A 26,601-nucleotide genomic window follows, 5' to 3' on the forward strand; every position below is an offset into this window, starting at 1 on the left:
GATTCGACGCCGAACCACGCCGCATCGACAGAACCCCGCCCGGCGGTGGTGACCGCCAGACGACGAGACCTAAAGACGCATACAGGGGAGACAGACAAGGTGACGATCCACGAGCACGACCGGGTGTCCGCTGACCGCGACGGCCAAGGCAAGGCCCGCCACGCCGGGGACAGCCACGCCCTGGTCGACCGCCTGACGGCCGGCGAGCCCTACGCCGTGGCATTCGGCGGCCAGGGCAGCGCCTGGCTGGAGACCCTCGAAGAACTGGTGTCGTCGGCCGGCGTCGAGTCCGACCTGGCAACACTGGTCGGTGAGGTCAACCTGCTCCTCGAGCCGGTGGCCAAAGAGCTCGTCGTGGTGCGTCCGATCGGCTTCGAGCCGCTGTCGTGGGTGCGTGCGCTGGCGGCCGAGGACCCGGTCCCCTCGGACAAGCACCTGACCTCGGCCGCGGTGTCGATCCCGGGCGTGCTGCTCACCCAGATCGCGGCCGTGCGGGCGCTGGCTCGCCAAGGCATGGACCTGAAGGCGACGCCCCCGGTGGCCGTCGCGGGACATTCCCAGGGTGTGCTCGCCGTCGAGGCGCTGAAGGCCGGAGGTGCCCGCGATGTCGAGCTGCTGGCGCTGGCCCAGCTGATCGGTGCGGCCGGGACCCTGGTGGCCCGTCGGCGCGGCATCTCGGTGCTCGGCGACCGCCCGCCGATGGTGTCGGTCACCAACGCCGACCCCGAACGCATCGGCCGGCTGCTCGATGAGTTCGCGCAGGACGTGCGCACCGTGCTGCCGCCGGTGTTGTCCATCCGCAACGGCCGCCGTTCGGTCGTCATCACCGGCACCCCGGAACAGCTGTCCCGCTTCGAGCTCTACTGCCAGCAGATCTCCGAGAAGGAAGAAGCCGACCGGAAGAACAAGCTGCGCGGCGGCGACGTCTTCTCGCCGGTCTTCGACCCGGTGCAGGTCGAGGTGGGTTTCCACACGCCGCGGCTCGCCGACGGCATCGACATCGTCGGCGGCTGGGCCGAGAAGGTCGGCCTGGACGTCGAGCTGGCCCGGCAACTGACCGAGTCCATCCTGGTGCGTCCGGTCGACTGGGTGGAGGAGATCACCCGGGTCAACGACGCCGGCGCGCGCTGGATCCTCGACCTGGGCCCCGGCGACATCCTGACCCGGTTGACTGCGCCGGTGATCCGCGGCCTCGGTGTGGGCATCGTGCCCGCGGCGACCCGCGGCGGGCAGCGCAACCTGTTCACCGTCGGCGCCGTCCCCGAGGTGGCGCGGGCCTGGTCCAGCTACGCCCCGACCCTGGTTCGCCTGCCCGACGGCAGGGTCAAGCTCTCGACGAAGTTCACCCGGTTGACCGGGCGCTCGCCGATCCTGCTGGCCGGCATGACCCCGACCACCGTCGACGCCCACATCGTGGCCGCCGCAGCCAACGCGGGGCACTGGGCCGAGCTGGCCGGCGGCGGGCAGGTCACCGAGGAGATCTTCGCCGACCGCGTCGAGCAGCTGGCCGGGCTGCTCGAGGACGGCCGGACCTACCAGTTCAACGCGCTGTTCCTGGACCCGTATCTGTGGAAGCTGCAGGTCGGCGGCAAGCGGCTGGTGCAGAAGGCGCGCCAGTCCGGCGCGGCGATCGACGGTCTGGTGGTCAGCGCCGGCATCCCGGATCTGGAGGAGGCCGTCGAGCTGATCGAGGAGTTGGGCGAGGTCGGCATCAGCCACGTCGTCTTCAAGCCCGGCACCGTCGAGCAGATCCGCTCGGTCATCCGCATCGCGACCGAGGTGTCCACCAAGCCGGTGATCGCGCACATCGAGGGCGGGCGCGCCGGCGGCCACCACTCCTGGGAAGACCTCGACGACCTGCTGCTGGCGACCTACTCCGAATTGCGGTCGCGCTCCAACATCACCGTCTGCGTCGGCGGCGGCATCGGCACGCCGGAGCGCGCGGCCGACTACCTGTCCGGACGCTGGGCCCAGGCGTACGGCTTCCCGCTGATGCCGATCGACGGGATCCTGGTCGGCACCGCGGCGATGGCGGCCAAGGAGGCCACCACCTCGCCGTCGGTCAAGCGGATGCTGGTCGAAACCCAGGGCACCGATCGGTGGATCGGCGCCGGAAAAGCCTCGGGCGGAATGGCTTCCAGTCGCAGCCAGCTCGGTGCGGACATCCACGAGATCGACAACAGCGCCTCGCGGTGCGGCCGGCTTCTCGACGAGGTCGCCGGTGACGCCGACGCCGTCGCGGAGCGTCGCGACGAGATCATCGCGGCGATGGCCAACACCGCCAAGCCGTACTTCGGCGACGCCGGTGAGATGACCTACCTGCAGTGGTTGCAGCGCTACGTCGAATTGTCCATCGGGGACGGCGATTCCACCGCCGACACCGCTTCACCCGGCAGCCAGTGGCTGGCCGACACCTGGCGCGACCGTTTCGAGCAGATGCTGCAGCGGGCCGAAGCCCGTTTGCATGCACAGGATTTCGGTCCCATCGAGACGCTGTTCGACGGCTCCACCGAAGACGGCGCGCGGCTGCTGGAAAACCCAACCGAGGCCATCGCCACCCTCCTGGCGCATTACCCCGACGCCGAACGCGTGCAGCTGCACCCGGCCGACGTCCCGTTCTTCGTCACGCTGTGCAAGATGCTGGGCAAGCCGGTCAACTTCGTGCCGGTGATCGACAAGGACGTGCGGCGCTGGTGGCGCAGCGATTCGCTGTGGCAGGCGCACGACGCCCGCTATGACGCCGATCAGGTGTGCATCATCCCGGGTACCGCGGCCGTCGCGGGCATCACCCGGATGGACGAGCCCGTCGGTGAACTGCTGGACCGCTTCGAGCAGGCGGCCATCGACGAGGCGCTCGCCGCCGGAGTCGAGCCCAAGGCCGTCACGTCACGCCGGACGGGCCGCGCCGACGTCACCGGCCCGCTGGCCGTCGTGCTGGACGCCCCCGATGTCCAATGGGCCGGCCGCACCGCGACCAACCCGGTTCATCGCATCGCCGACCCCTCCGACTGGCTGGTGCACGACGGACCCGAGAGCCGCCGCGCCACGCATTCGTCCACCGGCGCGCGGCTGCAGGTCGAAGGCGACCGCGTCGTGCTCAGTGTCCCGGTGTCGGGCAGCTGGATCGACATCCCATTCACGTTGCCGCCCAACACCGTTGACGGCGCCACCCCGGTGGTCTCCACCGAGGACGCCGCCACGGCCATGCGTGCGGTGCTGGCCATCGCCGCCGGCGTCGACGGGCCGGAGTTCCTGCCCGCCGTCACCGACGGAACCGCCACCGTCACCGTGGACTGGGACCCCGAGCGGGTCGCCGACCACACCGGCGTCACGGCCACCTTCGGAGAACCGTTGGCGCCCAGCCTCACCACCGTGCCCGACGCGCTCGTCGGACCGTGCTGGCCCGCCGTCTTCTCCGCGATCGGCTCGGCCGTCACCGACGCCGGCGTCCCGGTCGTCGAGGGCCTGCTGAGCCTGGTGCATCTGGACCACGCCGCCCACATGGTCGGCAAGCTGCCGGCAACCCGGTCGCAGTTGACCATCACCGCAACGGCTTCGGCGGCCGTCGACACGGACACGGGGCGCGTCGTCCCGGTCTCGGTCACCATCATCGACACCGACGGTCAGGCGATCGCCACCCTCGATGAGCGTTTCGCCATCCTGGGCCGCACCGGGGCCGCCGAACTGACCGACCCGACGCGCGCCGGTGGCGCGGTCTCCGAAAACGCGACCGACACCCCGCGCCGGCGCCGCCGCGACGTCGCCATCACCGCGCCGGTCGACATGCGTCCGTTCGCGGTGGTCTCCGGTGACCACAACCCCATCCACACCGACCGGGCCGCCGCGCTGCTGGCAGGTCTGGAATCGCCCATCGTGCACGGCATGTGGCTGTCGGCCGCCGCCCAGCACGCGGTGACCGCCACCGACGGTCAGGCCCGCCCGCCGGCGCGGCTGATCGGCTGGACCGCGCGCTTCCTGGGCATGGTGCGTCCCGGCGACGAGGTCGCCTTCCGCGTCGACCGGGTCGGAATCGACCAGGGCGCCGAGGTTTTGGAGGTCACCGCCAAGATCGGATCCGATTTGGTGATGTCGGCGACGGCCCGCCTGGCGGCCCCGCACACCGTCTACGCGTTCCCCGGCCAGGGCATCCAGCACAAGGGCATGGGCATGGACGTCCGGGCCCGGTCCAAGGCCGCCCGCAAGGTGTGGGACAAAGCGGACAAGTTCACCCGCGAGACCCTGGGCTTCTCGGTTCTGCACGTGGTGCGCGACAACCCGACCAGCATCATCGCCAGCGGTGTGCACTACAACCACCCCGAGGGCGTGCTGTACCTGACGCAGTTCACCCAGGTCGCGATGGCCACGGTGGCCGCGGCGCAGGTCGCCGAGATGCGCGAGCAGGGCGCCTTCGTCGAGGATGCGATCGCCTGCGGCCACTCCGTCGGCGAGTACACCGCGCTGGCCTGCGTGACCGGCATCTATGAGCTGGAAGCCTTGCTGGAGACGGTGTTTCACCGTGGATCGAAGATGCACGACATCGTGCCGCGCGACGAGCTGGGCCGGTCCAACTACCGGCTGGCTGCCATCCGGCCGTCGCAGATCGACCTGCCCGACGACGAGGTGCCGGCGTTTGTCGCCGACATCGCGGCCAAGACCGGTGAATTCCTCGAGATCGTCAACTTCAACCTGCGCGGGTCGCAGTACGCGATCGCCGGCACGGTGCGCGGCCTGGAGGCGCTCGAGGAAGAGGTGGAGCGGCGCCGCGAGATCACCGGCGGCAAGCGCTCGTTCATCCTGGTGCCCGGCATCGACGTCCCGTTCCACTCCCGCGTGCTGCGGGTCGGTGTGGCGGAGTTCCGGCGATCACTCGACCGGGTCATGCCGCGCGACAAGGATCCCGACGTCATCATCGGGCGCTACATCCCCAACCTGGTGCCGCGTCCGTTCACGCTGGACCGCGACTTCATCCAGGAGATCCGCGACCTGGTGCCGGCCGAGCCGCTCGACCCGATCCTCGCCGACTACGACACCTGGCTTGCCGAGCGCCGCATCGAGATGGCCCGCATCGTCCTGATCGAGCTGCTGGCATGGCAATTCGCCAGCCCGGTGCGCTGGATCGAAACCCAGGACCTGCTGTTCACCGAGCAGGCCGCCGGCGGCCTGGGTGTGGAGCGGTTCGTCGAGATCGGTGTGAAGTCCGCACCGACCGTCGCGGGCCTGGCCACCAACACCCTCAAGCTGCCCGAATATGCCCACAGCACAGTGGAGGTGCTCAACGCCGAGCGCGACGCGGCGGTGCTGTTCGCCACCGACACCGACCCGGAGCCGGAGGCGGAGGACGAGCCAGAGGCGCCCGCCGACAGTGCGTCGGCGCCGGAAGCGGCCGCGGCCGCTCCGGCGGCCCCCGCCGCCGCGCCGACCGCGCCGTCGGGTGCGGCCCGACCCGACGACATCGGGTTCGACGCCGCCGACGCCACCCTGGCGCTGATCGCGCTGTCAGCCAAGATGCGCATCGACCAGATCGAGGAGCTGGACTCCATCGAATCCATCACCGACGGCGCGTCGTCGCGGCGCAACCAGCTGCTGGTGGACCTGGGTTCGGAGCTGAACCTGGGCGCCATCGACGGCGCGGCCGAAGCCGACCTGGCCGGGCTGCGCGCGCAGGTCACCAAGTTGGCGCGCACCTACAAGCCTTACGGCCCAGTGCTTTCCGACGCGATCAACGATCAGCTGCGCACGGTGCTGGGGCCGTCGGGTAAGCGGCCTGCAGCCATCGCCGAGCGGGTGAAGAAGACCTGGGAGCTCGGCGACGGCTGGGCCAAGCACGTCACGGTCGAGGTCGCGCTGGGCACCCGCGAGGGGACCAGTGTCCGGGGTGGCGCCATGGGCCACCTGCACGAGGGTGCGCTGGCCGACACCGCGGCCGTCGACAAGGCGATCGATGCCGCGGTGGCTTCCGTCGCCGCGCGTCGGGGCATCGCGGTGGCGCTGCCGTCTTCGGGCGGTGGCGGCGGCGGTGCGACGATCGATGCGGCCGCGCTGAGCGAATTCACCGACCAGATCACCGGCCGCGACGGCGTGCTGGCATCGGCGGCGCGCCTGGTGCTCAACCAGCTGGGCCTGGACGACCCGGTCAGCGCGTCGCCGGCGACCACCGATGCCGAGCTGATCGACCTGGTGACCACCGAACTCGGCGCCGACTGGCCGCGGCTGGTGGCACCGGTGTTCGAGCCGAAGAAGGCCGTGCTGTTCGACGACCGGTGGGCCAGCGCCCGCGAAGACCTGGTCAAGCTCTGGCTGGCCGACGAGGGTGACATCGACGCCCGCTGGGTGGAGCTGTCCGAAAGGTTCGAGGGCGCAGGCCATGTCGTGGCCACCCAGGCCACCTGGTGGCAGGGCAAGGCCCTGTCCGCGGGCCGGCAGATTCACGCATCGCTGTACGGGCGGATCGCGGCCGGCGCCGAGAACCCGGACCCCGGCCGCTACAGCCACGAAGTCGCGGTCGTGACGGGCGCTTCCAAGGGCTCGATCGCGGCATCGGTCGTCGGGCGGCTGCTCGACGGCGGTGCCACCGTCATCGCCACGACGTCCAAGCTGGACGACGAGCGGCTGGCGTTCTACCGCGGGCTCTACCGCGACCACGCCCGGTTCGGCGCGGCGCTGTGGGTGGTCGCGGCCAACATGGCGTCCTACTCCGACATCGACGCGCTGGTCGAGTGGGTGGGCACCGAACAGACCGAAAGCCTTGGGCCGCAATCGATTCACATCAAGGACGCGCAGACCCCGACGCTGCTGTTCCCGTTCGCCGCACCGCGGGTCGCGGGTGACCTGTCCGAGGCCGGCTCGCGCTCCGAGATGGAGATGAAGGTGCTGCTGTGGGCCGTGCAGCGGCTCATCGGCGGGCTGTCGAAGATCGGCGCCGAGCGCGACATCGCGTCGCGGCTGCACGTGGTGCTGCCCGGCTCGCCGAACCGCGGAATGTTCGGCGGCGACGGCGCTTACGGTGAAGCCAAGTCGGCGCTGGACGCCCTGGTCAGCCGCTGGCACGCCGAGTCGTCGTGGGCGGCCCGGGTCAGCCTGGCGCACGCGCTCATCGGTTGGACCCGCGGCACCGGGCTGATGGGCCACAACGACGCCATCGTGGACGCGGTCGAGGAGGCCGGCGTCACCACGTACTCGACCGACCAGATGGCGGCAATGTTGCTGTCCCTCTGCGACATCGAGTCCAAGGTGGCCGCGGCCGGTGCGCCGATCAAGGCGGACCTGACCGGCGGCCTGGGCGAGGCCAACCTCGACATGGCGGAGCTGGCCGCCAAGGCCCGCGAGCAGGCGAGCTCGGGTGAGGACGCGGCCGGCGAGGCCGGCGCCGAAGGCACCATTGCCGCGCTGCCGTCCCCGCCGCGCGGCTTCACCCCGGCGCCGCCGCCGGAATGGGCGGACCTCGACGTCGACCCGGCCGATCTGGTGGTCATCGTCGGTGGCGCGGAACTCGGCCCCTACGGCTCGTCGCGGACCCGCTTCGAGATGGAGGTCGACAACGAACTGTCGGCGGCGGGTGTCTTGGAGCTGGCCTGGACCACCGGCCTGATCCGCTGGGAGGACGACCCCCAACCCGGTTGGTACGACACGCAATCCGGTGATCTGGTCGACGAGTCCGAGCTGGTCGAGCGCTACCACGACACCGTCGTCGAGCGCTGCGGTATCCGCGAGTTCGTCGACGACGGCGCGATCGACCCCGATCACGCGTCGCCGCTGCTGGTGTCGGTGTTCCTCGACAAGGACTTCGCGTTCGTGGTGTCCTCGGAGGCCGACGCGCGCGCCTTCGTCGAGTTCGATCCGGAACACACCATCATCCGGCCGGTGCCCGACTCCAGTGACTGGCAGGTCATCCGCAAGGCGGGCACCGAGATTCGGGTGCCGCGGAAGACCAAGCTGTCGCGGACCGTCGGCGCGCAGATTCCGACCGGGTTCGACCCGACCGTGTTCGGCATCAGCCAGGACATGGCCAGCTCGACCGACCGGGTGGCGTTGTGGAACATCGTCGCGACCGTCGACGCGTTCCTGTCGTCGGGATTCACCCCGACCGAGTTGATGCGGTGGGTGCACCCGGGCCTGGTAGCCAGCACGCAGGGCACCGGCATGGGCGGCATGACGTCGATGCAGACGATGTATCACGGCAACCTGCTCGGCCGAAACAAGCCGAACGACATCCTGCAGGAAGTTTTGCCGAATGTCGTTGCCGCGCACGTCGTTCAGAGCTACGTCGGCAGTTACGGCGCGATGATCCACCCGGTGGGCGCCTGCGCGACCGCGGCGGTGTCGGTCGAGGAGGGAGTCGACAAGATCCGCCTCGGCAAGGCCGAGCTGGTGGTCACCGGCGGATTCGACGACCTGACGCTGGAAGCCATCATCGGCTTCGGGGACATGGCGGCCACCGCCGACACCTCCATGATGCGCGGCCGCGGCATCCACGACTCGAAGTTCTCCCGGCCCAACGATCGGCGCCGGCTGGGATTCCTCGAGGCGCAGGGCGGCGGCGCCATCCTGCTGGCGCGCGGCGACCTGGCGCTCAAGATGGGCCTGCCGGTGCTGGCCGTGGTGGCCTACGCGCAGTCGTTCGCCGACGGCGTGCACACCTCGATCCCGGCGCCGGGACTGGGCGCGCTGGGCGCCGGTCGTGGCGGCAAGGATTCGGTGCTGGCGCGGTCGCTGGCCAAGCTCGGTGTGGGCGCCGACGACATCGCGGTGATCTCCAAGCACGACACGTCGACGCTGGCCAACGATCCCAACGAGACCGAACTGCACGAGCGGCTCGCCGATTCGCTCGGCCGCTCCGAGGGTGCTCCGCTGTTCGTGGTGTCGCAGAAGAGCCTCACCGGGCACGCCAAGGGCGGCGCGGCGGTCTTCCAGATGATGGGCCTGTGCCAGATGCTGCGCGACGGGGTCATCCCGCCCAACCGCAGCCTGGATTGCGTCGATGACGAACTGTCCGGCTCGGCCCACTTCGTGTGGGTGCGCGAGGCGCTGCGGCTCGGGGAGAAGTTCCCGCTCAAGGCGGGACTGCTGACCAGCCTTGGGTTCGGCCATGTTTCGGGGCTGGTGGCGCTGGTGCACCCGCAGGCGTTCGTCGCCGCGCTGGACCCGGAGCAGCGCGCGGACTACCAGCGGCGAGCGGACGCGCGCCTGCTGGCCGGTCAGCGGCGGCTGGCGTCGGCGATTGCCGGCGGGGCGCCGATGTACGAGCGGCCGCCGAACCGTCGCTTCGACCATGACGCGCCGGAGAAGCGTCAGGAGGCGGCGATGCTGCTGAACCCGGATTCGCGCCTGGGTGACGGCGAGGCCTACCAGGTCTCTGCCGGATGACCTCGGTCCGTTAGCCTGGCGACCCATGGGAATTGTCGGTGTGGGGATCGATCTCGTCTCCATCCCTGATTTCGCCGAGCAGGTCGACCAGCCGGGAACCGTCTTCTCCGAGACGTTCACCCCGGGGGAGCGCCGCGACGCGTCGGACAAGAGTTCGTCGGCGGCGCGCCACCTGGCGGCCCGCTGGGCCGCCAAGGAGGCCGTGATCAAGGCGTGGTCGGGATCGCGGTTCGCCCAGCGGCCGGTGCTGCCGGAGGACATCCACCGCGACATCGAGGTGGTCACCGACATGTGGGGTCGCCCGCGGGTCCGGCTGAGCGGCGACATCGCCAAACACCTGGCCGACGTGATCATTCACGTCTCGCTGACGCACGAGGGGGATACCGCCGCCGCGGTGGCGATCCTGGAGACGACCGCCGACTAGCCTCGAGCCCATGAGCGATCTGGTTGAGCGCGTCCGCGAGCTGCTGCCGTCGGTGCGCCGCGATCTGGAAGACCTGGTGCGCATCGAATCGGTGTGGGCCGACCCCGGCCGCCGCGACGAGGTACACCGCAGCGCGCAGGCGGTTGCGGATCTGTTGTCGCAGGCCGGTTTCGGCGACATACAGATCGTCAGCGAAGGGGGAGCGCCGGCGGTCATCGCCCGCCACCCCGCGCCCCCCGGCGCGCCGACCGTGCTGCTGTACGCCCACCACGACGTCCAGCCCGAGGGTGATCGCAGCCAATGGGCCTCGCCGCCGTTCGAACCCACCGAGCGCGACGGCCGGCTTTACGGACGCGGCAGCGCCGACGACAAGGCCGGCATCGCAACGCATTTGGCGGCTTTTCGGGCGCACGGCGGGCAGCCGCCGGTGGGTGTGACGGTGTTCGTCGAGGGCGAAGAGGAGTCAGGGTCGCCATCGCTGGGCCGGCTGCTGGCCGCGCACCGCGAGGCGCTGGCCGCCGACGTGATCGTCATCGCCGACTCGGACAACTGGAGCACCGAAATCCCGGCGCTGACGGTAACCCTGCGCGGCCTGGTCGACTGCGTGGTCGAGGTCGCCACACTCGACCACGGCCTGCACTCCGGCATCTGGGGCGGCGTGGTGCCCGACGCGCTGAGCGTGCTGGTGCGGCTGTTAGCCAGCCTGCACGACGACGACGGGAACGTGGCCGTCGCTGGTCTGCACGAAAGCACCGCCGCCGCAGTCGATTACCCGCCCGAGCGGGTGCGTGCCGACTCCGGGCTGCTGGACGGTGTGTCCGAAATCGGTTCGGGTTCGGCCCCGCAGCGGCTGTGGGCCAAACCCGCCATCACGGTGATCGGCATCGACACCACACCCATCGAGAAGTCGTCCAACACGTTGATTCCGCGGGCTCGCGCCAAGATCAGCATGCGCGTCGCGCCCGGCGGCGACGCGGCGGCACACCTGGACGCATTGACCGCGCACCTGCAACAGCATGCGCCGTGGGGCGCGCACGTCAGCGTCACGCGCGGTGACATCGGTGAGCCCTACGCGATCGACGCGACCGGCAGCGTCTACGACGCCGCGCGGGCCGCGTTCCGTCAGGCGTGGGGCGTCGACGCGATCGACATGGGCATGGGCGGATCGATTCCGTTCATCGCCGAATTCGCCGAGGCGTTCCCGGAGGCGAAAATCCTCGTCACCGGCGTGGAGGACCCCGCGACGCAGGCCCACAGCATCAACGAGAGCCAGCACCTCGGCGTGCTGGAACGTGCGGCGATCAGCGAGGCGCTGCTGCCGGCCAACCTGGGCTGAGCGGGAAACTCGACCGTCAAAATGCTTAACGAGACCGATGGTCTCGTCGCATACTGCTTCTAGATGCAGCCACCCGTCGGCAGGAGACGCCACCGTGAGCACGGAAAACACCCTGACCGGAGACGCCGGCAAGACCAGCCGTTACCACTTCGATCGCCACACCCCGGAGTACCGCGAGCGGTTCACCGCGATCACCGAGGAGATGCACGCCAGGTGCCCGATGGCGTGGACGGACACCTACGACGGGCATTGGGTGGCCGCGGGCAGTCGGGAAGTCTTCGAGCTCGCCCGATGCCCGCAGGTGTCCAACGACCACGACGTCACCGGCGAAGGCACCGGCTACAAGGGCATCACCATTCCCACGCTGCCGCAGGGCAGCGGCGTCCGTGGCGGCATGCTCGAGATGGACGAACCCGAGCACTCCGCCTACCGCAGCATCCTCAACCCGTATCTGTCGCCGGCGGCCGTCAAGCGCTGGAAGCCGTTCGTCGACGACATCGTACGGGCGAGCATCGACGAGAAGATCGAAGCCGGGCGGATCGATTTCGTCGACGATCTGGCGAACGTGGTGCCCGCCGTCCTGACCCTGGCGATGATGGGCGTTCCGCTGAAGAAGTGGCAGCTCTATTGCGAGCCGGCCCACGCCAATGTCTACACTCCCGCCGATTCCCCGGACGCCCCAAAGGTTTTGGAGCAGACGATGGCGATGGGAGCGGACCTGTTCAACCACCTGCTCGAGATCCGAGACAACCCGCGCCCCGGCATTGTGGACGCGTTGGCGCGGCTGCAGATCGACGGCGAGCCCGCGCCCGACGCCGAACTGCTCGGAATGCTCGGCTTGATCATCGGCGGAGGTTTCGACACGACGACGGCGCTGACGGCGCACGCGCTCGAATGGCTGGGCGAAAATCCCGAGCAGCGCGAACTGCTGAGGCGGGAATCGGAAACGCTGCTCGACTCGGCGACCGAGGAATTCCTGCGCTACTTCACGCCCGCTCCGGGCGACGGTCGCACGATCGCCGCCGACCTCGAGATTGCGGGCACGCGTTTGAAGGAGGGCGATCGCCTGTGGCTGTCCTGGGCGATGGCCAACCGCGACCCCGCGGTGTTCCCCGATCCGAACCGGCTGGACCTGAGCCGGAAGAACAACCGGCACTTCAGCTTCGGGCTCGGCATCCACCGCTGCATCGGCTCCAACGTCGCCCGGGTCGTGTTCAAGTCAATGCTCACCGCGGTGCTCGACCGGATGCCCGACTACCGCTGCGACCCCGAGGGCACCGTGCACTACCCGACGATCGGCGTGATTCAGGGCATGCAGCACCTTCCGGCCACCTTCACGCCCGGCACCCGGCTTGGACCGGGGATCGACGAGACGCTGGACAAGCTGCAGCGGGTCTGCGACGAACAGGGGATCGCTCGCCCCATTACCGAGTACAACCAGCCAGCCGTGATCGACTAGACGGACAGGTCGCGGCGCAGCTTGGCGACGTGGCCGGTCGCCTTAACGTTGTACTGAGCGACGGCGACCTTGCCCTTCTCGTCGACCACGAAGGTCGAACGGATGACGCCGGTGACCGTCTTGCCGTACATCTGCTTCTCGCCGTAGGCGCCGTAGGCCTCCAGGACCTTGCGGTCGGGGTCGGACAGCAGCGGGAACGTCAGCTTCTCGGCGTCGCGGAACTTGGCCAGTTTCTCCGGCTTGTCGGGGGAGATCCCGATGACGTCGAGGCCGGCGCCGTTGAGCTCGGCCAGGCTGTCCCGAAAGTCGCACGCCTGCTTGGTGCATCCCGGCGTCGACGCGGCCGGGTAGAAGTACACGACGACGCGACGTCCTTTGTAGTCGGCCAGCGACACTTTGTTGCCATCAGCGTCGGGCAGGCTGAAGGAGGGCGCTTTGTCGCCCGGTGCAAGCCGCGTGGTCTCGGTCAAGGTAACTACCTTTCTGTTCACCGGAGCGTTGGGGTTACCGCCAGCTGATCTAGGGTAGTTCGGGCAGGTGCATGAGCCGGATAGTGGGCGACTTGGAGGACACAGTGGCGGACCGGGACCCCGAAGCCATCAAGCAGGACATCGACGTCGCCCGTGACCAGCTGGCGGCCACCGTCGACTCGCTTGCCGAGCGGGCCAACCCCCGGCGGCTGGCCGACGACCTGAAGGTCCGGGTGATCGGATTCGTGCAAAAGCCGGTGGTGCTGGCGTCGCTGGCCGGGGTCGGGGCCCTCGTCGTGGTGGTGGCGGTGCGCCGCGTCAGGAATCGGTGACGCGGCCGGTCTGGACGTACACCGGAATGCCGTCGGCCCAGGGGGCCCGGCGTCGCGGTGGTGGCGGTGGTCCGGCTTACTCCCAGCCGGGAGGGTCGTTCTCGGCCATGTAGGCCTCCCACGCGGCACGTCGCATGGTCCGGGTGTGCAGGTCCTGACAGATCGCTTGCGCCTCGGCGGCGGTGTTGGCCCTGCCCAGGTCGTGGTGCACAAAGCCGTCATCGACGCGCTCGGCGCGGAATCCGCCCGTCGAGACCGCATGGACCCGGTACTCGCTGCGGTCGTCGATGTTGGCATGGAAGTGGCCCTCGTAGGGTTCGACCCACTTCAGCTCAGTTTTCACAAGTCCCCTCTGAAAACCCCGTCGCAGAGATGGTAGGGCTCGCGGGGGAGCTGGGAAAAGGATTTCTCGGAGATTGTTACCCAACGGGGAATCCCCATCGAACCGGAAAAGCCCCGAATAGTGGGCCGGTGCGCCGTCAGGGTTTCGAACCCCGGACCCGCTGATTAAGAGTCAGCTGCTCTACCAACTGAGCTAACGGCGCTGGTGCACGGCCGAGACCGCGTAGGCGACAATAACAGGCGTTGCGCCACGGAGTGAAATCCCGGCCGTGTTCCAGGATAGCTGCCCAGTCGCGAGCTGCGGGCGACCCTCCTGCGGCGGTGCCAGCCAGGCTGGCTTACGTGGCCTTCGGCTTGCCGGGGGTACCTCGTCACGGCGACCAGACGTTCGACCGATCCGCCACTATGAGCGTCGACCGTCGCGCGGCGCGTTGTCGGGGCTTAGCACGTCCTCCCGAAATAGTATGTGTCGCAGACCGATTCGGAGTGTGACGGCTATCAGAACAGTGTGCCGCAATAAGGTACCCCCTCGGTGCTAAAGGCAGCATCCAGGGCGCGCAGTGTGCCCGGCTGCAGTTCGTTGATGCGGTTTGCTCGGTGAAGTTCCGAGGCTCGGTGCGCCCCCATGTAGATCGTTCCCAGATCACCGAGACCTATTTGTACGTCAGCGTCGCCGTCGTGTGGCGTGCACTTCCCCACACCACCGCGCGTCTGCAGTAGGTATCGTCCCCCGGCGACGCTAAGCGGATCTGTGATCTCCAGTACGAGGTCGGCGTCGGCCGAGTACGTGCGCGCGCCGAGCGCTTCGGGCACGTCCATGATCCGCATCCAGAGAAAATCGCTCAAACCTTTGGTTTTTGCGGCGAGCTGGTCTTTGAGTTTGAGTGGCAGCGGGTCATCGACTGGGACTTCGATCACTATGTTGTCGAACGTCTTATTGCCCACCAGCGTGGCGAGCAGTTCGGTGTGCGCTTCGTTTGTGACGGGACAGAAGTCTTGGACAATCACCGTGCCGAAGGGCCGCCGATATGCGTGGGGCGACGCTCCGACCACTCGGTAAGTCACGAAGCCGTCCGGATGAATGATGAAATTGAGCGCCGATCCGCCGTCACGCTGGGTGATCCTGTCTTCCAAAACGTCGTCCCACCACGCGGCGTCCCGGCTCAGCGCACCCGGAGTGCTGGCGCACCAGCGGTCATAAAGCGGGGGCAGCAGACGTGCCGCCTCGGAAGCGTCGACCTCGCGAGCGCGATTTCGGGTGGGTTTGGCACGCATCTCGGTAAAACGTGGCTCGATGTCGTAGGTCCTGGCGTAGCTCGTCACGCCGGCGCCCAAGATCTCGTAAACGGTTGGCTGGGTGGGAACACCACAAAGAATGGGATAACCACGTTCTTGCAGTATTCCGAAACCGTGGATACTGAGTTGCTGCCAGATCCCTTTTCCTTGATGGGTTGCCGCGACCGCGATCATGGATAACCAGGCGGCTTCCAGACTGGCACCACCGGGAACCGTGAGCCGCAGTCTGTAGTAAAGGGAAGTCCCGACCAGATACGGCTGTGCCGGGTCGGACATGTCCTCGGCAATCAGGATGTCTTGCAGGTTGACCCGGCGTGTCCAAGCCGCGACGTCGCGCGGATCGACCGAAATCCCGTATGCGCGGGCCTGATTCTCATAGACTGCTTGCCAGTCGCTTTCGGTTGGATGCCTAACCCTGATGGCTTCATTCGTTGCGTTCATCGCTCATCCAATTCGGTACTGGCCCAGCCGAATCAGCGATGTGCACACCGAATCCAGCAAAGCCTGATTACTGGGGGCCCCGCCCCTTCTTCGGTACCCGAGTGCACGATGGGGAAACGTCGCAACGCCGTTGAGTGACGCCGCCCACAGAGGTAATGCTACGGGCAGGGATCTAAGGCGAATCACCGATGCAACGGGAATCATTGCGCCGACGCGACCGTCTAAATGTCTCGCAAGGTACGTGCGTGTTCTCCGACGCTACGGAGTAAATCAGTGCTGACGGGCGTCAAGGGGGCCCGCTTTGGGTATAGAGCTACGCCGAGGGCGTCGGAAGGGAAAGGATCGCAATGCTGCGAGGAATTGCTCGACTTGCCATCGCGGCGCCCAAACGCATCATCGCGGTCGCCGCTCTCGTTCTGGTGGGGGCCGCGATCTTCGGGCTACCGGTGGTCAACAGAGTGTCCGGGGGCGGCTTCCAGGACCCCACTTCGGAATCTGCGCGGGCGACCGAAGTTCTTCGGGACAAGTTCAACCAGACCGACCAGCAGATGCTGATCGTGGTGACGGCGCCCACCGGTGCCCGCGGTAATCAGGCGCGCCGGGTCGGCACCGAGATCGCCGACCAGCTGAAACGATCGCCGTGGGTGCTGAAGGTGTCGTCGGCGTGGACGTCACCGCCGGCGGCCGCGGCCCAACTGGTCAGCAAGGACAACAAGTCGGGAATGATCGTGGCCAGCCTGAAGGGCGGGGAGAACGACGCGCAGACGTACGCCAGCACGCTGACCAAGGACCTGGTGCACGATCGCGACGGCGTCACCGTGCGCGCCGGCGGCATGGCCGTGGCGTATGCGCAGATCAACCAGCAGAACCAGCGCGACCTGCTGCTCATGGAGTCCATCGCGATCCCGCTGAGTTTCGCGGTACTGGTCTGGGTGCTCGGTGGAGTGGTGGCGGCGGCGCTGCCGATCGTCTTGGGCGCATTGGCCATCGTTGGCACCATGTCGGTGTTACGGCTGATCAGCTTCGCCACCGATGTATCGACGTATGCGCTGGACCTCAGCATCGCCATGGGCCTCGCCCTGGCGATCGATTACAACCTGCTGATCATCACCCGCTACCGCGAGGAGCTGGCACGGACCGAGGACCGGGACCGGGCGTTGTTCCGCACCATGGCCACCGCCGGCCGGACCGTGCTGTTTTCGGCCACCACCGTCGGGCTGTCGATGGCCGTGATGGCGGTGTTCCCGATGTACTTCCTGAAATCGTCGGCCTACACGATCGTGGTCGCCGCGATCATCGTGGCGGTCGCCACCGTGGTGGTGACCCCGGCCGCGATCGTGCTGCTGGGGCCCCGGTTGGACTCGCTGGACGCGCGGCGGGTGATGCATCGCATTCTGCACGGGCAGCGGTCGTTTCGCGATCACGCGCACCAGCCGCTCGAGGCGCAGTTCTGGTACCGGTCGACCCGGTTCGTGTTGCGCCACGCCATCTCGGTCGGTCTGAGCGTGGTGGTGCTGCTGCTGTTGCTGGGCGCCCCGTTTCTGGGGGTGAAGTGGGGCTTTCCCGACGAGCGCGTGCTCCCGCGATCGGCGTCGGCGCGCCAGGTCGCCGACATGCTGGACAACGATTTCGCGAACGGGCTAGGCACGGCGGTGTCCGTCGTCGTCCCCGACGCCCACGGCGTGACCCCCGCGGACCTGCAGCATTACGCGGCGGAGCTGTCGCGGGTGCCCGACGTGTCCGCCGTCAGCGCGCCGACCGGGACGTTCGTGGCCGGAAACAGGGTGGGGCCGCCGGTCGCGGCCACCGGCATGGCCAACGGCAGCGCGTTCCTTACCGTCGCCAGCACGGCGCCGCTGTATTCCCAAGCCTCGAACACCCAGCTCGACCGCCTGCATCGGGTCGGCGGACCGGTGGGGCGCTCGGTCGAGATGACCGGGCTCGCGCAGATCAACCGGGACAGCGTCGATGCGATCACCAAGCGACTGCCGATCGTGTTCGGTCTCATCGCGCTCGTCACCTTCGCGCTGCTCTTCCTGCTCACCGGCAGCGCGGTGCTGCCGCTGCAGGCGCTGGTGTGCAACGTGCTGTCACTGACCGCGGCGTTCGGCGCGATGGTGTGGATCTTCCAGGACGGCCACCTGGGCGCCCTGGGCACCACGCCCAATGGAACGTTGAACGCCAACATCCCAGTCTTGTTGTTCTGCATCGCCTTTGGACTGGCCATGGATTATGAGGTGTTCCTGGTCTCGCGCATCCATGAGTACTGGCTGGCCTCGCAAGCTATCCGGGAGACACCATCAACCGCGGCCGAGGCGCGCGCCGCCATCGACGAGAGCACGGCGCTGGGCATCGCCGGCATCGGCCGGGTGGTCACGACCGCCGCAGTGGTGATGTCGATTTCGTTCGCCGCGTTGATCCCTGCGCATGTGTCGTTCATGCGCATGCTGGGCCTGGGCCTCACACTTGGCGTGCTTGTCGACGCCACCCTGGTGCGAATGGTCCTGGTGCCGGCCTTCATTCACCTGCTGGGCCGCTGGACGTGGTGGGCTCCACGGCCATTGGTCTGGTTGCGGGAACGGTCTGTGACCGGTGAAGACGGCGAGGTCGCGGTGGGGCGGGGCCGCTGGACCCGCGACGCGCCCGACGCGGGGCGGTCATTGATCAGGCGGTGGCCCACCAGGGCCGCTACCGGGCGTAACTGAGGCAATGAGCTGGTTATCGGGATATGGCTTTCGAATAAAGCGGCGCCCGCCTCAACGGACATCGATGGAGAACCCTTATGGCCCACACGAATATCGCCGCACTACTGGCATTGAGTTCTGCGCTATGCGTGGCAATCGGTGACGTCCTGCAGCAGCGCGCGGCGCACCGCATCACCGACAGATCGATCGGTTCCGTCGCATTATTCGCCAACTTGCTGCGCAATCAGCGGTGGTGGTGGGGCGCACTGCTTTTGGTGGCGAGCATCGCGCTACAGGCCGCGGCGCTGGGCGAGGGCTCGGTACTGCTGGTGCAGGCACTGCTGATGTCCTCGGTGCTGTTCGCGCTGCCCCTCAACGCCAGGTTGTCGCACCGCACCGTGACCGGCGGCGAATGGGTATGGGCCGGTTTGCTCACGGCTGCGGTGATCGTGTTCGTCACCGTCGGTAACCCGCAAGCGGGTCACTCGGGCGCATCACTTCGAACCTGGGCGGCGGTAGCCGCTGTCCTCGGGCCGCTGTTGGTCGGCTGCGTGGTCGCCGGTCGGGTCTGGGGTGGCGCTGCGGCCGCGGCGCTGTTCGCCTTCGCATCGGGCTCGTTGTGGGGCGTCTTCGCGGTGCTCGCCAAAGAAGTCGTCGCCCGGCTCGGCGAAGGCGCGGCCGCGGTGACCCGGACCCCGGAGCTCTACGCCTGCATTCTGGTCGCGCTGGGGGGTGTCGTGTGGAGTCAGTCGGCGTTTCGGGCCGGTCCGTTGACCGCGTCCATGCCCACCCTGCAAATGTCACAGCCGGTGGTGGCGGCGGTGCTCGGGGTCGTCGTCCTCGGCGAGACGCTGAACACGGGTCGCGCCGGACTGATCGCCTTGGTGGCGGCGGCGGCCGTGATGACGGCGGCCATCGTCAAGCTCGCGCGCGTCGAGGCCGTCAGCGCCCGCAAGTGGGTCGAAGCGCAGCTGCACGAAGAGGTCGGCGTACCGGCCTGATCGGCCGCACGGGCCCCGGAGCCGGCCCCGAATGACGGATTGATTGCGGTGGCGACACCGATCGGCAGCCCGTCGCGCATGCGCATGGGAGTGTCGGCGAAAGCCATTAGAATGCCTGCAGCTACCTCGCTGGTCAGCGGTGACCACCTAGAGAATTGCATGGAAGGTCACTGGATGGCGCATTTGCGACGACGACGATCATGGCTGGTGGCCGCGATCGTTCCGATTGCTGTGTTGAGCGCCGCCTGCAATGGCAACCACGGGGCGGCACCTGCGAAGGTCATCTTCGACAAGGGCACCCCGCTGGCCGACCTGCTGGTCCCCAAGCTCACCGCCTCGGTGACCGACGGCGCCGTCGGTGTGACGGTGGACGCACCCGTCACAGTGACCGTCGCCGACGGCGTGCTCGCCTCGGTCAGCATGGTCAACGAGAACGGCAGGTCGGTCAGTGGGCAGCTGAGTCCCGACGGGCTGCGCTGGTCCACCACCGAGCAGCTCGGCTACAACAGGCGCTACACGCTGAACGTCAAGGCGACCGGCCTGGGCGGCGCGGCCAGCAAGCAGATGACCTTCGAGACCAGTTCGCCCGCCCACCTGACCATGCCCTACGTCAGCCCGGCCGACGGCGACGTGGTCGGCATCGGTGAGCCGGTGGCGATCCGCTTCGACGAGAACATCGCGAACCGCGCGGCCGCCCAGAAGGCCATCAGCATCACCACCAACCCTCCGGTCGAGGGCGCGTTCTATTGGCTCAACAACCGCGAAGTGCGTTGGCGCCCCGAGCGTTTCTGGAAGTCGGGAACCGCCATCGACGTGGCGGTCAACACGTACGGGGTGGACCTGGGCGACGGAATGTTCGGCGAGGACAACGTCAAGACGCACTTCACCATCGGTGACGAGGTGATCTCGACGGCCGACGACACCACGAAGACGGTGACCGTGCGGGTCAACGGTGATGTCGTCAAGACCATGCCGACGTCAATGGGCAAGGACAGCACCCCAACGGCCAACGGGGTCTACATCATTGGTGCGCGGTTCAAGCACATCATCATGGATTCCTCGACCTACGGCGTTCCGGTCAACTCGCCCAACGGATATCGCACCGAAGTCGACTGGGCCACCCAGATGTCCTACAGCGGCGTCTTTGTGCATTCCGCGCCGTGGTCGGTGGGTGCCCAGGGCCACACCAATACCAGCCACGGGTGCCTGAACGTCAGTCCGAGCAACGCCGAGTGGTTCTACGACCACAGCAAGAGCGGCGACATCGTCGAGGTGGTGCACACGCTCGGGCCGACGCTGCCGGGCATCGAGGGGCTCGGCGACTGGAACATCCCGTGGGCGCAGTGGAAGGCGGGCAACGCCAACACCTGACGGCGGTCAGTCGATCTTGTGCCAGGTCCCGCAACTGCGCGTCATGAACGCGGTATCGGTCGGCAAGATCGCGACCACCTGCGGGCCGTCGCCGACGTTGTTGTCGATGACGTCGTTGGTGTTGAAACTGCGCAGCCTGGCCCAATAGCACCCGGATACGCCGCCATCGGTGCGGTACGTGCCCGCCGCGATGTCCTTGTTGACGATGTAGGTGCCGTTCTTTTCGATCGAGGTCTTCGGCCCCGGCGGGGGCGGCGGGGGGACTGTCTTCGTCACCGTCTTTGTCTCGGCCGGCACCGTCGACGTGACGGTCATCGTGGTGTGACTCGACCCACCGCAACCCGCGAGGAACAGCGCGATCCCCGCGACAGCCGTCGCCCCCGGCCGAATGCGCCGGGGCCGGGGCGGGGCGGGACGTTGGCTGTTCACTACTTTTCCACTCACGGATGTGTCGGCGTTTGCGCGAAGACGGTAGCACCATAAAAGGTCAGGGAGCGGTGATGCTCCCTGACCTGTGGGGTGAGTGACGGGACTCGAACCCGCGACATTCAGGATCACAACCTGACGCTCTACCAACTGAACTACACCCACCACGGCCGCAAGCCGACCCTCGCACGATGACGGTCAACGAGCGGCGACGTCGATACTAACCGGTTGGCGGCGCGCTGGCCGAATCGCTTGGCCCCGGTGCGTCTTTTTCACCGTCAAGTTCCGCGACGACCGCCTCGATTTCGCTGGTAGACGGCCCCGGCGGCGCGACGAACGCGGTTCGCCGGTAGAACTGCAGTTCGCGGATGGATTCGTGGATGTCGGCCAGGGCCCGGTGGGCCAGCCCCTTGACGGGCTGACCGAAGTAAATCCGCGGGTACCAGCGCCGGCACAGCTCTTTGATCGAGCTCACATCGATCATGCGGTAGTGCAGGAACGAGTCCAGGGCGGGCATGTCGCGCACGATGAAGGCGCGGTCGGTGGCGATGGAGTTGCCGGCCAGCGGCGCCGTCTTGGGTTGCTTGACGTGTTCGCCGATGTAGTCCAGCACCATCGCCTCGGCGGTGGCCAGGTCGACGGTGGATGTCCGCACCTCGTCGGTCAGCCCGGAGCGCGAGTGCATTTCGGTGACCACGTCGCCCATCGTCGCGAGCACGGCATCGTCGGCGTGGATCACCACGTCGACTCCCTCGCCGAGAATGTTCAAATCGGCGTCGGTCACCAGCGCCGCGATTTCAATCAGCTTGTCCGAGCCCAGATCAAGCCCGGTCATCTCGCAGTCGATCCACACCAATTCGTCTCGCACAGCGCTCAGACTAGTGGTGATCGCAAGTGCGGCGGAGCCGGGCGCTGGGGGCACGCCCCATCAGAACCAAGGCCCAGCCGGCGCCCGCGCCGGACCTCGCCCCCGGATGAGCTGGAGAAGTAGGGTGAGCGTTGTCGAACTGCATGCCGAATCATCGGGGAAGAGGGGCGCAGCACGATGAGCACTGATTCAGCGGCCGCGACGCGCATCGCCGACGGCTACGCCGTCGACGGCCAGGCACTGGAATTGGGCACCGTCGTCATCGACGGCGCGGCCGATCCGACGGCGCAGATCCGTATCCCGTTGGCCACCATCAACAGGCACGGCCTGGTGGCCGGGGCCACCGGAACGGGCAAGACCAAGACGCTGCAACTGATCGCCGAGCAACTCAGCGCCGCAGGCGTCCCCGTGCTGATGGCCGACGTGAAGGGCGACCTGTCCGGTCTGTCCAGGCCCGGCGAAGGGAACGACAAGACTGCCGCGCGGGCCAAGGACACCGGCGACAACTGGGAGCCGACCGGGTTTGCGGTCGAGTTCTTGTCGTTGGGCACCAAGGGAATCGGCGTGCCGATCCGCGCGACCGTCGACAGCTTCGGCCCCGTTCTGCTGTCAAAAGTGCTGGGGCTCAACGCTACTCAAGAGTCGACGCTGGGGCTGATCTTCCATTGGGCCAAGGATCACAACCGCCGGCTGGTCACCACGGACGACCTACGCGGTGCCATCAGCTACCTGACCAGCGACGCGGGCAAGGAGGACCTGAAATCCCTGGGCGGCGTGTCGGCGACCACGGCGGGCGTCATCCTGCGGGCGCTGGTGAACCTCGATGCCGAGGGCGGCGACACCTTCTTCGGCGAGCCCAAGCTCGACCCGAACGATCTGCTGCGCGCCAACGATCAAGGCCAGGGCGTCATCTCGCTGCTGGAGTTCACCGGTCAGTCGGTGCGTCCGGTCATCTTCTCCACCTTCCTGATGTGGCTGCTCGCCGACCTGTACACCCAGCTGGACGAGGTCGGTGACGTGGACAGGCCGAAGCTGGTGTTCTTCTTCGACGAGGCGCACCTGTTGTTCGCCGACGCGTCCAAGGCCTTCCTCGAACAGGTCGAACAGACCGTCAAGTTGATCCGGTCGAAGGGCGTCGGGGTGTTCTTCTGCACCCAGCTGCCCACGGACATTCCCAATGACATCCTCTCCCAGTTGGGCGCCCGAATTCAGCACGCCCTGCGGGCGTTCACGCCCGACGATCAGAAGGCGCTCAGCAGGACCGTCCGCACCTACCCGAAAACCGATGTGTACGACCTGGAGTCGGCGTTGACGTCGCTGGGAATCGGCGAGGCGGTGGTCACCGTGCTGTCCGAGAAGGGCGCACCGACGCCGGTCGCGTGGACCCGGATGCGGGTGCCGCGCTCGTTGATGGCGTCGATCGGCACCGGGGACATCGAGGCCGCGGCGAAAAACAGTCCGCTGCAGGCGAAGTACGGCCAGACGGCTCCCCAACCCGCGCAGCCGCAGGCTGTACCGCAGCCGTCCCAGGCCCAACCCGCGCAGCCGCCGCAGCCCCAGTCCGGCTACCCGCCCGTCCCGCCGAACGAGCCGGTACCGCCGATGCCGGAGCCGGCGGAGCCGAAGGGCCCGAAGGGGCCCACCATGTGGGAAGAGGTGCTGCAGAACCCGACGGTGAAAAGCGGGATCAACACCGCGATACGCGAAGCGGTCAAGAGCGTCTTCGGTACCGGCCGGCGCCGGAAGTAGCCCCTATCCGCCGCCCAGCTTCTTGTAGAACGCGCCGACGATAGGCGCCACGATGGCGCGCGGCCCGTACCCGCTGGCGACCGACATGGCCTTCGAGGTCAGTCCCGGAACGACGCGCATTTTGTTGCGCGCCAACGCATCCAGCGACACCCGCGCGGTGTGCTCGGTCGAGATCCACAGGAAGTCCGGCACCAGCCGCTCGACGATCGAGGCCTCGGTGTCCTCGGGCAGATCGGTGCGCACCGGGCCGGGCGCCAGCAGCGTCACGTTGACACCGGATCCGCGCAGCTCGCCGCGCAGCGACTCGCTGAAGGTGTTCGCGAACGCCTTGGTGGCCGCGTAGGTGGCGTTGTAGGGAATCGGCGAATTGCCCGCCGCCGAACCGGAAATCAGGATGCCGCCGGACTTACGCTCGACCATTCCCGGCAGCACCGCCAACGTAAGGTCATGCACCCCAAGGACGTTCAGCTGCAGCTGAGCCTTTTCGCCAGCGGGATCGAGCATGGCGACCGGACCGAACGTCGCGGTGCCCGCGTTGGCGCAGAGGATCGAGATCGGGCGGGCGGCCAGCTCGTCGCACAGCTTCGCGCGTTCGCCCGGGTCGGCCAGGTCGGCGGGGCGCACGTCGACGATGACGCCGTACCTGTCGGTCAGGCGGGTGGCCAGGTCCTTGAGCAGGTCTTCGCGGCGCGCGGTGACGATGAGGTTGTGTCCGCGTGCGGCGAGTTCGGTGGCCAGCGCTTCACCGATGTTCTGCGAAGCTCCGGTCACAACGGCGCGCGCCTCGGGGCTTGGAGCGGGTAGCGGCATGCGCCCAATCGTAGACAGCGGGCCAAATGGCGCCCGCAGGCGATCGCGGGCGCCTATAGAGTGCCGGGAATGAGCCAGCCGGAGTCGCGTTCCGTCAGCCCCGCGCGATCGCGGGTGGTGGCGTGGGCGCTCTGGGACTGCGGCTCGACCGGTCTGAATGCGATCGTGGCGACCTTCGTCTTCGCCGTCTACCTGACCAGCAGCGTTGGCGTGGGAATCTCCGGCGCCACCACGCCGGCGAGCTGGTTGGGCCGCGCGGCGGCCGTCGCCGGGTTGACCGTCGCCGTGCTCGCGCCCGCCGTCGGCGTGTGGGTGGAGTCCCCGCACCGCAGGCGGGTGGCGCTGAGTGTGCTAACCGCCACGGCGGTGACGCTGACCTGCTTGATGTTCTTCGTCCGCGACAGCCCCGGCTATCTGTGGGCCGGTCTGGTGCTGCTCGGGGCGACGGCGGCCTGCGGCGACTTGGCCAGCGTCCCGTACAACGCCATGCTGCGTCAGCTCTCGACGCCGCAGACGGCCGGGCGGATATCCGGATTCGGCTGGGCGGCGGGTTATGTCGGCAGCGTGCTGCTCCTGCTGGTGATCTACACCGGCTTCATCTCCGGATCCGGCAAGGGGCCCGACGCGACACGTGGCCTGCTGCGAGTTCCCTTGCGGGACGGGCTTTATGTCCGCGAGGCGATGGTGGTGGCCGCGATCTGGTTCGCGGTGCTGGCGCTTCCCCTGCTGTTCGTCGCGCACCGGCTGACGGAGTCGGCGGAGAGGGACCAGCCGACGAGCATGCTGGGTGGGTACCGCAAGCTGTGGACCGAGGTCGCCGCGGAATGGCGGCGCGACCGCAACCTGGTGTACTTCCTGTTCGCCAGCGCGCTCTTCCGGGACGGGCTGGCGGCGATCTTCGCGTTCGGCGCGGTGCTCGGCGTCAACGTGTACGGCATCTCGCAGGCCAACGTGTTGATCTTCGGGGTGGCGGCCAGCGTGGTCGCCGCGGTGGGCGCGGTGCTGGGTGGGTTCGTCGACCACCGCGTTGGATCGAAGCCCGTCATCGTGGCGTCACTGGTCGCGATCATCGCCCTGGGGCTGACCCTGATGGCGCTGTCCGGGCCGGTCGCCTTCTGGGTGTGCGGGCTGATGCTGTGCATGTTCATCGGGCCGTCGCAGTCGTCGTCGCGCGCCTTGCTGCTGCACATGGCCAAGAACGGCAGGGAAGGCGTCGCGTTCGGCCTCTACACCATGACCGGGCGGGCGGTGGCGTTCGTGGCGCCCTGGCTGTTCTCCGTGTTCGTCGACGTCTTCGGCGCCGTGCGGGCCGGCCTGGGCGGAATTTCGCTGGTGCTGATCGCCGGACTGCTCGCGATGCTGGCGGTGCGGGTTCCGGCGCGCGTCGCTGCGGTGGCCGAACCCGCGGCCGAGCCGTCCTAACCGACTTCGAGGTAACGCCTAGCCGCGAGCGTCGCAGATGGTCAGGCCGCCGCCAACGCGCTTGCTGATTTGAACCCCGTCGACGGTGAGCGTGCACGTGACGCTGTGGCCGATGTTGACGATCGTGACGTTGGGCGGGTGGTCAGCCGACTTCGACAGGCTGACCTCCTTGCTCCACGGCAGCGCGACGTTGAATTCGGTCTGGATGAGGCCGCCGGTATCGATGTACATGATGCTGATCGCGCGGCCCTCACCCGAGACGGTGTACACGACGTCTTGCATCCTGGCCGGCCCGGTCGTCTCGGGCGGCAGCTCGGGGCCGCTGGTCGGCGGTATCGGGGCCGGGATGAGCGACGGCGACCGGTGTGGCGATGGGGTCGTCGTTTCCGTGGTCGGCTCCGGCATCGCCGGCAACGGCGGGACGGCGGTCTGGGTCTTGATCGCGTCGTTCGCCAGCACCAGGGCAATCACCAGCGCGACGACCAGCAATACCGCCGCGCCGGCGCCGAGCCACAACCATCGCGACGATTTCGGGCCCTCGGGCGGCGGGGGAGCCATGTCCGTCGGTTGGTTGCCCGACGAGGGCAGATCCTGCTGCCAGTACGCCGGCAGCCGCTTTGTGGTGTTCGTCTCGTTCGGGGTGGGCGCCCAGGGCGGCGCCGCCCCACGATAGCTCTGCGCGTAGGGCATCTGGTCGGCGTACGCGGGATCGACGGGCGGCGCATACCCCGGCTGCTGTGGCCCCGGCTGCGACGTAGGAAACCGCTCGGTGGGACGTGAATCGTTCATGTCCACCTCATGGCATGC

17 protein-coding genes and 2 tRNA genes are annotated in these 26,601 nt (G+C 68.1%); 10 read left to right on the forward strand and 9 right to left on the reverse strand.

Translation table 11 applies throughout. The annotated features are described in order from the left end of the window. Positions 1-99: 99 nt before the first annotated feature. From MTY59_RS16990 to MTY59_RS17005, 4 genes are all read left to right on the forward strand, one after another. Positions 100-9,363: a type I polyketide synthase gene (locus MTY59_RS16990; protein WP_221042188.1), complete on the forward strand. Its 9,264-nt coding sequence runs from the start codon at positions 100-102 to the stop codon at positions 9,361-9,363. A gap of 25 nt (positions 9,364-9,388) precedes the next feature. Next, on the forward strand, positions 9,389-9,787 hold the full coding sequence (gene acpS, locus MTY59_RS16995) for a holo-ACP synthase AcpS (RefSeq protein WP_007774057.1): 399 nt from the start codon (positions 9,389-9,391) through the stop codon (positions 9,785-9,787). A 10-nt stretch (positions 9,788-9,797) separates the two neighbouring features. Beyond that, positions 9,798-11,123 (forward strand): dipeptidase, encoded by a 1,326-nt coding sequence (locus MTY59_RS17000; protein ID WP_221042189.1) that lies wholly within the window; start codon positions 9,798-9,800, stop codon positions 11,121-11,123. Positions 11,124-11,217: 94 nt separating this feature from the next. Beyond that, the gene (locus MTY59_RS17005) at positions 11,218-12,582 is read left to right on the forward strand and encodes a cytochrome P450 (protein ID WP_221042190.1); all 1,365 of its coding nucleotides are present in this window, start codon (positions 11,218-11,220) and stop codon (positions 12,580-12,582) included. On the opposite strand, the gene bcp is transcribed toward MTY59_RS17005, so the two are convergent. Continuing rightward, entirely contained in the window at positions 12,579-13,052 is a 474-nt protein-coding gene (bcp, locus tag MTY59_RS17010; RefSeq protein ID WP_221042191.1) for a thioredoxin-dependent thiol peroxidase, read from the reverse strand. The genes MTY59_RS17005 and bcp overlap by 4 nt on opposite strands. A 104-nt stretch (positions 13,053-13,156) precedes the next feature. On the opposite strand from bcp, the gene MTY59_RS17015 reads away from it, so the two are divergent. Next, the gene (locus tag MTY59_RS17015; protein ID WP_007774063.1) at positions 13,157-13,384 is read left to right on the forward strand and encodes a DUF3618 domain-containing protein; all 228 of its coding nucleotides are present in this window, start codon (positions 13,157-13,159) and stop codon (positions 13,382-13,384) included. A 76-nt stretch (positions 13,385-13,460) separates the two neighbouring features. Here the strand turns inward: MTY59_RS17015 and MTY59_RS17020 are convergent, their stop codons facing one another. The 3 genes from MTY59_RS17020 to MTY59_RS17030 form a co-directional block, all read right to left on the reverse strand. Next, positions 13,461-13,727: a hypothetical protein gene (locus MTY59_RS17020; RefSeq protein ID WP_221042192.1), complete on the reverse strand. Its 267-nt coding sequence runs from the start codon at positions 13,725-13,727 to the stop codon at positions 13,461-13,463. 129 nt (positions 13,728-13,856) lie between these two features. Next, positions 13,857-13,929, reverse strand: a tRNA-Lys gene (locus tag MTY59_RS17025). A 295-nt stretch (positions 13,930-14,224) separates the two neighbouring features. Next, positions 14,225-15,463 carry a GNAT family N-acetyltransferase gene (locus MTY59_RS17030; protein ID WP_221042193.1) on the reverse strand — a complete coding sequence of 413 codons (1,239 nt, stop codon included), beginning with the start codon at positions 15,461-15,463 and terminating at the stop codon, positions 14,225-14,227. A 347-nt stretch (positions 15,464-15,810) separates the two neighbouring features. On the opposite strand from MTY59_RS17030, the gene MTY59_RS17035 reads away from it, so the two are divergent. The 3 genes from MTY59_RS17035 (at position 15,811) to MTY59_RS17045 (ending at position 20,519) form a co-directional block, all read left to right on the forward strand. After that, positions 15,811-18,168 carry an MMPL family transporter gene (locus MTY59_RS17035; RefSeq protein WP_221042194.1) on the forward strand — a complete coding sequence of 786 codons (2,358 nt, stop codon included), beginning with the start codon at positions 15,811-15,813 and terminating at the stop codon, positions 18,166-18,168. Positions 18,169-18,245: 77 nt separating this feature from the next. After that, positions 18,246-19,148 (forward strand): DMT family transporter, encoded by a 903-nt coding sequence (locus tag MTY59_RS17040; RefSeq protein ID WP_221042195.1) that lies wholly within the window; start codon positions 18,246-18,248, stop codon positions 19,146-19,148. A gap of 159 nt (positions 19,149-19,307) precedes the next feature. Then, the gene (locus MTY59_RS17045) at positions 19,308-20,519 is read left to right on the forward strand and encodes a L,D-transpeptidase (protein WP_221046486.1); all 1,212 of its coding nucleotides are present in this window, start codon (positions 19,308-19,310) and stop codon (positions 20,517-20,519) included. Between the two features lie 6 nt (positions 20,520-20,525). Here the strand turns inward: MTY59_RS17045 and MTY59_RS17050 are convergent, their stop codons facing one another. From MTY59_RS17050 to orn, 3 genes are all read right to left on the reverse strand, one after another. Then, positions 20,526-20,834, reverse strand: a complete 309-nt coding sequence (locus MTY59_RS17050; protein ID WP_250160872.1) for an Rv1352/Rv1906c domain-containing protein — start codon at positions 20,832-20,834, stop codon at positions 20,526-20,528. A gap of 200 nt (positions 20,835-21,034) precedes the next feature. Further along, positions 21,035-21,110, reverse strand: a tRNA-His gene (locus MTY59_RS17055). A 55-nt stretch (positions 21,111-21,165) separates the two neighbouring features. Then, entirely contained in the window at positions 21,166-21,813 is a 648-nt protein-coding gene (orn, locus tag MTY59_RS17060; RefSeq protein ID WP_221042197.1) for an oligoribonuclease, read from the reverse strand. Between the two features lie 177 nt (positions 21,814-21,990). On the opposite strand from orn, the gene MTY59_RS17065 reads away from it, so the two are divergent. Continuing rightward, on the forward strand, positions 21,991-23,562 hold the full coding sequence (locus MTY59_RS17065; RefSeq protein WP_221042198.1) for a helicase HerA-like domain-containing protein: 1,572 nt from the start codon (positions 21,991-21,993) through the stop codon (positions 23,560-23,562). A gap of 3 nt (positions 23,563-23,565) precedes the next feature. Here the strand turns inward: MTY59_RS17065 and cmrA are convergent, their stop codons facing one another. Further along, entirely contained in the window at positions 23,566-24,372 is an 807-nt protein-coding gene (gene cmrA, locus MTY59_RS17070) for a mycolate reductase (protein ID WP_221042199.1), read from the reverse strand. A 69-nt stretch (positions 24,373-24,441) separates the two neighbouring features. Here cmrA and MTY59_RS17075 point away from each other — a divergent pair, with 69 nt between their 5' ends. Continuing rightward, positions 24,442-25,794 carry an MFS transporter gene (locus tag MTY59_RS17075; RefSeq protein ID WP_221042200.1) on the forward strand — a complete coding sequence of 451 codons (1,353 nt, stop codon included), beginning with the start codon at positions 24,442-24,444 and terminating at the stop codon, positions 25,792-25,794. 18 nt (positions 25,795-25,812) lie between these two features. Here the strand turns inward: MTY59_RS17075 and MTY59_RS17080 are convergent, their stop codons facing one another. Then, the gene (locus tag MTY59_RS17080; RefSeq protein WP_221042201.1) at positions 25,813-26,589 is read right to left on the reverse strand and encodes an MmpS family transport accessory protein; all 777 of its coding nucleotides are present in this window, start codon (positions 26,587-26,589) and stop codon (positions 25,813-25,815) included. Positions 26,590-26,601: the final 12 nt, after the last annotated feature.

It is taken from the genome of Mycobacterium senriense (assembly GCF_019668465.1).
GTDB classification, from domain to species: Bacteria; Actinomycetota; Actinomycetes; order Mycobacteriales; family Mycobacteriaceae; genus Mycobacterium; species Mycobacterium senriense.

Bases quoted from the DNA above. Each gene is read 5' to 3' on its own strand.
- acpS (WP_007774057.1), top strand. From the start codon at position 9,389: ATGGGAATTGTCGGTGTGGGGATCGATCTCGTCTCCATCCCTGATTTC.
- MTY59_RS17000 (WP_221042189.1), top strand. From the start codon at position 9,798: ATGAGCGATCTGGTTGAGCGCGTCCGCGAGCTGCTGCCGTCGGTGCGC.
- MTY59_RS17030 (WP_221042193.1), bottom strand. From the start codon at position 15,463: ATGAACGCAACGAATGAAGCCATCAGGGTTAGGCATCCAACCGAAAGC.
- MTY59_RS17035 (WP_221042194.1), top strand. From the start codon at position 15,811: ATGCTGCGAGGAATTGCTCGACTTGCCATCGCGGCGCCCAAACGCATC.
- MTY59_RS17040 (WP_221042195.1), top strand. From the start codon at position 18,246: ATGGCCCACACGAATATCGCCGCACTACTGGCATTGAGTTCTGCGCTA.
- MTY59_RS17045 (WP_221046486.1), top strand. From the start codon at position 19,308: ATGGAAGGTCACTGGATGGCGCATTTGCGACGACGACGATCATGGCTG.
- MTY59_RS17050 (WP_250160872.1), bottom strand. From the start codon at position 20,834: ATGACCGTCACGTCGACGGTGCCGGCCGAGACAAAGACGGTGACGAAG.
- MTY59_RS17065 (WP_221042198.1), top strand. From the start codon at position 21,991: ATGAGCACTGATTCAGCGGCCGCGACGCGCATCGCCGACGGCTACGCC.
- cmrA (WP_221042199.1), bottom strand. From the start codon at position 24,372: ATGCCGCTACCCGCTCCAAGCCCCGAGGCGCGCGCCGTTGTGACCGGA.
- MTY59_RS17075 (WP_221042200.1), top strand. From the start codon at position 24,442: ATGAGCCAGCCGGAGTCGCGTTCCGTCAGCCCCGCGCGATCGCGGGTG.